Source organism: Pseudomonas sp. yb_5 (assembly GCF_043103865.1).
GTDB classification, from domain to species: Bacteria; Pseudomonadota; Gammaproteobacteria; order Pseudomonadales; family Pseudomonadaceae; genus Aquipseudomonas; species Aquipseudomonas putida_Y.
In genome coordinates this window covers 66,082-72,245 of sequence record NZ_JBICKE010000034.1, presented here as the reverse complement: position 1 = coordinate 72,245, position 6,164 = coordinate 66,082, and the positions used below count along the sequence as shown (strand labels likewise).

At 61.6% G+C, this 6,164-nt stretch carries 5 protein-coding genes; all 5 read left to right on the top strand.

The window, feature by feature from the left end:
• Positions 1-186: 186 nt before the first annotated feature.
• The 5 genes from ACF8GF_RS04630 (at position 187) to ACF8GF_RS04610 (ending at position 6,152) form a co-directional block, all read left to right on the top strand.
• A complete protein-coding gene (locus ACF8GF_RS04630) occupies positions 187-2,904 on the top strand; it encodes a LuxR C-terminal-related transcriptional regulator (protein WP_392487489.1) in 2,718 nt (905 codons plus the stop codon).
• A gap of 159 nt (positions 2,905-3,063) precedes the next feature.
• On the top strand, positions 3,064-4,671 hold the full coding sequence (locus ACF8GF_RS04625) for a tetratricopeptide repeat-containing response regulator (RefSeq protein WP_003247330.1): 1,608 nt from the start codon (positions 3,064-3,066) through the stop codon (positions 4,669-4,671).
• Positions 4,668-5,360: a sensor histidine kinase KdpD gene (locus ACF8GF_RS04620; protein WP_003247329.1), complete on the top strand. Its 693-nt coding sequence runs from the start codon at positions 4,668-4,670 to the stop codon at positions 5,358-5,360. The genes ACF8GF_RS04625 and ACF8GF_RS04620 overlap by 4 nt, the downstream gene beginning before the upstream one ends.
• A 169-nt stretch (positions 5,361-5,529) precedes the next feature.
• Complete coding sequence (locus tag ACF8GF_RS04615) at positions 5,530-5,808, top strand: AbrB/MazE/SpoVT family DNA-binding domain-containing protein (protein WP_392487488.1); 279 nt, start codon at positions 5,530-5,532, stop codon at positions 5,806-5,808.
• Positions 5,805-6,152, top strand: a complete 348-nt coding sequence (locus tag ACF8GF_RS04610) for a type II toxin-antitoxin system ChpB family toxin (RefSeq protein WP_076402560.1) — start codon at positions 5,805-5,807, stop codon at positions 6,150-6,152. Before ACF8GF_RS04615 ends, ACF8GF_RS04610 begins: the two co-directional genes overlap by 4 nt.
• Positions 6,153-6,164 lie beyond the last annotated feature (12 nt).

Below are 6,164 nucleotides of genomic sequence, written 5' to 3'. Positions count from 1 at the left end.
CAAGGCAATAAACCTCCTGAATACCTCCCCAAACCCCCCGTCCCAGCCCCTGTCCATCAGTCATGTTGCTTTTTGTCGCAGTCTTTTCCACGCCAATTGCGCCCATTATCTTCAAATGCGCAGCGTTAACGGCTAGTCTCGCAAACATCCATACCGCCGTTGTCTTCCAACCAGAATGAGCCGGCCATGACAGATCTGTCCCGTACCCATGGATTCGCAAGTCAGGCCCTTGGCCTGCGGGACGGGCGTTTCTTCCGGCCGCCGCTGCCGGACGGCCATGTACCGCGCCTGCGTTTGTGCCAGCGGCTGGAGGCCGGCTTGGGCGGGCGGCTGCTGCTGGTCAATGCGCCGGCGGGTTTCGGCAAAAGCTCCCTGGCCATCGAGTTTTGCGAAACGCTGCCCGAGCACTGGCGCAGCCTGTGGCTGGGCCTGAGCCAGCGGGATGCCGACCCCGGCCGCTTCCTTGAGCGCTTGCTTGAAGGCCTGCAGCAATACTGTCCGGCACTGGGCGGCCAGGCCATGGGCCTGCTGAAAATGCGCCAGCGCCATCAGCCGTTTGCCTTTGAAGAGTGGCTCGACGGCCTGCTCGACGAGCTGGCGCTGTACCTGCAAGCTGATACGCCGCTGCTGCTGGTGCTGGACGACTATCACCTGGCCCAGGGGCCGGTGCTCGACCGTTGCCTGCAGTTTTTCCTCAATCACCTGCCCCCCGGCCTGGTGTTGCTGGTGACCAGCCGCCAACGGCCAGACTGGCACCTGGCGCGCCTGCGCCTGTCCCGGCAGTTGGTCGAGCTTAACGAACAGGACCTGCGCCTCACCGCGGATGAGGCACTGGCAGTGATCGGTCGCCAGCCTACCGGCCTGCGCGGCCAGGCGCTGGACAACCTGATCCAGCGCAGCGACGGCTGGGTGGCCGGGTTGCGTTTCTGGCAGCTGGCTGCCAGCGACAGCGCTGACGAGCAAGCCTTGCCCCAGGCGCTGCATGGTGGCGAGGGCCTGATCCGCGACTACCTGCTTGAAGAAGTCATCGACAGGCTACCCGCAGACGTGCAGGCTTTCTTGTACGAAACCGCCTGCCAGGAGCGTTTCTGCGCTCCGCTTTGCGATGCGATGCGTGGCTGCCACGACAGTGCCGCCGTCCTGAGCTTCCTGCAGGCGCATCAGGTGTTCCTTGTGCCGCTGGACGAGCATGGGCACTGGTTCCGCTATCACCATTTGTTCTCCGACCTGCTGCGCAGTCGTCAGGCCAGCGAATCGCAGGTCGCTCTGCATTTGCGGGCCTGCCGCTGGTTTGAAGCCCAAGACCTGCTGGACGAGGCGGTGGAGCAGGCTTTGCGTGCAGGCCACCTCGATGTTGCCGCCGACCTGGTGCAGAGCCTGTCCGAGGAGCAATTGCTGGCCGAGCAGAACGTCGGCATGTTGCTGCGCTGGAAGATGGACCTGCCCGACAGTCTGTTGATCAGCACGCCGCGGCTTATCGTGCTGTACAGCTGGGCGTTGGGCCTGGCTTGCCAGCTGGATGCTGCCGAAGAACTGGCCGGCTACCTCAGTCGCTTTCTGCCCGCGCCTTCGGCGACTGCGCAGAAGTCGATGCTGGCCCAATGGTTGGCACTCAGTGGGGTCATTGCCCGCGGCCGTGGCGACCGCGAGCGCACCCTGGCCTATTGCGGCGAAGCACTACAGAGCCTGCCGAGCAAGCGCTATGGCCAACGCCTGGTGTGCTTGTCGACCCTGTCCAACCTGGCCATTGCCGATGGTGACTTCTGGCGTGCCCGGGGCTGGAACCGTGAAGCCCTGGAGCTGGCCCAACGGGTTGGCAACCCCTTGTTCGAGGCGCTGGCTCATTACGACCGGGCGCGGGTGCTGCATGCACGTGGCGAGGTGCTGCGCGCACTGGACGAAGTGCGACAAGGGTTGCAACGTCTGCAAGGGCTTTCGGCGCAGCGGCTGTATGCCGTGCGTGCGCGGCTGACGCTTTACGAAGGTTACCTGCTGGTCTCGCGCCTGCAGCCGGCTCAGGGCCGGGCGCGTTTGCGCGCGGGGCTGGGCGAGGCGCGAGCGTGCCGGGACATCAGTGTGCTCATCGGCCATTGCGTGATTGCCACGCTCGATGGCCGGGAGGGTCACTTTGCCGAGGCCTTTGCCGAACTGGCCGAGGCCGAACGCTTGATGCATATCTGGGATGTGCCCCCGGTCTACTACCTGGCCATGATTACCCTGGTCAAATGCGAACTGTGGCTGGCCCAGGGGCGGATCGACCTCGCGGAGTCCTGGCTGCAGCGCCTGGGCCAGACCTATGGCGGCGAGCAGCCGGCGATGCCACCGGAATTCCATCCGCTGCTGCCGTTGCACATTGCGCTGCAGCAGGCATTGCTCGATCGCATCCAGTTGCGTAGTGACGATGCCGTGCAACGCCTGGCCTGCCTGGTAGAGCGCGGCCGGGCCAGTGGCGGCATGATGCTCGCCGTCAGCGCTCTGTGCCAATGGCTTTCCCTGTTGCTGGACGAAGGCAAGGAAGGGCAGGCCGCGCAGTTGTTGCCCGGCTTGCTGGAGGCGGCTCACGGCGGCGTGATACAGCCGATGCAGCCACTTCTGGAAAAGCACCCGCAATGGCTTCATGAACAACTGCAGACAGGTGCCACTTGCCCGGTTCAGGCTGAACTGCTCAAGCAGCTGCCGCCAGTGCCAATCGCCAGTACGGGCAATGGCGAAGCGCTGAGTGGTCGCGAGTTGGCCGTGCTCGAACTGATTGCCCAGGGCTGTTCCAATCAGCAGATCAGCGAGCGGCTGTTCATTTCCCTGCACACGGTGAAGACCCACGCCAGCCACATCAACAGCAAGTTGGGCGTGGAGCGGCGCACCCAGGCGGTGGCCAAGGCCAAATCCCTGGGGTTGCTGGCGTGATACTGGCCCTGTAGGTCATTGCTCGTTAAAGTGATGGCCTGACGCCATGATTCGTGGCCGGCAATGCTCTACCCTCATCTTTCCCGACCAGCTGCCGATACAGCTATCGGTGGCATCGCCTCGCGCGATTTTTCAATCATTCCAAGGCAGGTCGTGTTGATGCTGCAGTACGGGCAAAAGAGCTTTCTGATCGTCGACGACTTTACCGACTTTCGTACGTCGACCCGTTCCATGCTGCGCGAGTTGGGCGTGCGCGACGTGGACACCGCTGACAGCGGCGAGCAGGCGCTGCGCATGTGCGCGCAGAAGCGCTATGACTTCATCCTGCAGGACTTCCACCTGGGCGATGGCAAGAAGAACGGGCAACAGGTGCTTGAAGACCTGATCATCGACAAGCACATCAGCCATGAGTGCGTGTTCATCATGGTCACCGCCGAGAGCAGTCAGGCGATTGTTCTCAGCGCCATCGAGCACGAGCCCGATGCCTACCTGACCAAACCGTTCAACCGGGTTGGCCTGGCCCAGCGCGTCGAGAAACTGTTCCAGCGCAAGACGCTGCTAAAACCGATCCTGCAGGCGCTGGACCGCAACCGCCCGGCCGAAGTACTGGCGGCCTGCGCCGAGCTGTGCAAGAAGGATCCGCGCCTGGCGCCATTGTGCTTGCGCTACCGGGCCGATGCCCTGCGCAACCTCAACCGTTTCGAGGAACTGGAAAAATTCCTCAAGGCCATCCTGGCCAGCCGCCCGCAGCCGTGGGTGTACGCTGCGTTGGGCGCACTGATGCACAAGCGTGGTCAGAATGCCCAGGCCCAGGGTGTATACGAGCAGGCGCTCAAGGCGTTCCCGATCATGCCAGGCCTTTACGATGGCATGGCCGAGGTGCTGGTGGCTCAGGGCGATACCCGGCGCGCGCAGAATTTGCTTGAAGAAGCCGTACGCTTGTCGCCATTGTCGGTGCGTCGGCAATCGACGCTGGGCAAGCTGGCGCTGGAGAACGAAGACTTCGAGAGCGCATCGAAAGCGTTCCGTCATGCGGTGAACCAGGGGCAGAGTTCGCGTTACAAGGATGCCGAAAACAACCTTGGCCTGGTGCAGGCGTTGATGAGCAAGAATGCAGGCTTCGGCCTGGACGCCCGTACCCGGGTCGAGATCAACACCACGCTCAGTGAAGTGGCCAAGGAGAACCCTGAGGACCAAGGCCTGCAGGTGCGTGCGCGGATGATGAAGGCTGCCAGCCTGCAGCAGGCCGGCGACCCGGAAACGGCCGGCAAGCTGACAGAACAGGCGATTCAGCGCCTGGACAAGATGAACCAGTTCTTCTCGGTCGATTCGGCCCTTACTGTCGCTGCGCAACTGCAGGCGATGGGGCAGGAAGCCGCCGCCATCGGCGTGCTGAAGAACTGTGTGGAAAGTTATGGCGATGACCCCAAGGTCATGGAGAAAGTGGGCAAGCTGACGGATGACCCCAGCGTGCTCAACGCCATTACCGAAGCGGTCACCCTCAATCGTCAGGGTGTGCGCAGTTACCAGGGAGGGCAGCTTGGCGAGGCATTGCAGCTGTTCCGAAAGGCATTGGGTTTACAGCCGAAGAACATCAGCATCGCCCTCAACACCGCCCAGGCGCTGCTGCGCATTGGCGGTGACAACCCTCAGCCTGCGATCATGCAGGAGTGCCGCGATGCCTTGACCAGCGTGGCCGGTATCCCTGCCAGCGATAATCGCTATGACCGTTACCGCAAACTGCACATCCGAGTGTTCGGCGCATGAATCAAGACAATCAGGGGCTGGATTTTTCCACGGTGATCGCCTCCACCGTGCACGACCTCAAAAGTTCGTTGTCGGCGCTGATCCAGTCCCACAGCCAGTGGGTTGAGCGCTTGCCAGAGGAACTGCGTGGCGGTGCCGAACAGGGGATCATGGAGCATGAATTTCGTCACCTCAACGGCATGCTCGTGCAGTTGCTGGGCTTGTACAAACTGGGTGTGAACCAGTTGCCGGTTTGCCCGGACTACCATGAGCTGGATGATTTCATCGAAGCCCAGCTGGCGGCGCACGAGGAAGTGCTCAAGCACAACGACATTCTCGCCACCTGGCGTATCGACACCGATAACCCGCTGGGTTTCTTCGACCGCGAACTGGTGGCCTCGGTGATCTCCAACGTCATCACCAACGCCACCCGCTTTGCCGGGCACGCCTTGCTGATCACCATCGAAGAGGCCGATAACCAGTTGGCCATTTGCGTCAACGATGACGGCCCGGGTTATCCAAAGCACATGCTCGAGCGCCAGGAGGAGTATATCCAAGGCATCGACTCGACCAGCGGCAGTACCGGCCTTGGGCTGTATTTTGCGGCGCGGATCGCCGCGTTGCATGAAAGCGGCGGGGTGCGCGGGCGGATCGAGATCTCCAACGGCGGGGCGCTTGGGGGGGGGTTGTTCAGGTTGTTTTTGCCTTGAGGTCCGGCTGAATCTACGTTTGAAATTTTTGCAGTTGGAGAGTGGCTTCCCAAGGTGATGTAGGGCATTTCCTTCTTGAGATTGCAGGGCTTTTGTCCGGTCAGGGCAGATGACAGTGTAGATACGACGTTTCTACATTTCGCTTGCAATCATTTGGAGGGTTTCTACTATGTATCTACCTTGGGAGATACTCATGCAGATCAAGATTCAACAGTGGGGTAACAGCGCCGCGATCCGCCTGCCCGCCGCAGTACTCAAGCAGATGCGTCTCGGTGTCGGCTCCACCCTGAGCCTTGACACAACGGGTGAGACGATGGTGCTCAAACCCGTCAGGTCGAAACCCAAGTACACGCTTGAGGAACTGATGGCCCAATGTGACCTGAGTGCACCGGAGCCAGAGGACATGGCCGACTGGAATACCATGCGTCCAGTGGGACGTGAAGTGTGAAACGGTTGAAATTCGCCAGGGGTGATATTGTTCGCGTCAACCTGGACCCAACAGTCGGCCGGGAACAGCAGGGCTCCGGCCGACCTGCACTGGTACTTACTCCGGCTGCGTTCAATGCTTCAGGCCTGGCTGTAATCATCCCGATCACTCAAGGTGGGGATTTCGCGAGGCATGCGGGTTTCGCTGTCACGCTCAGCGGTGCGGGCACGCAGACGCAGGGGGTGATGCTTTGCAACCAGGTGCGCACAGTCGACCTTGAAGCACGATTTGCCAAGCGCATAGAGTCGGTGCCTGAAGTTGTCATCCTGGACGCACTGGCGCGTGTGCAAACCCTATTCGATTAACCGGTTCCCGTA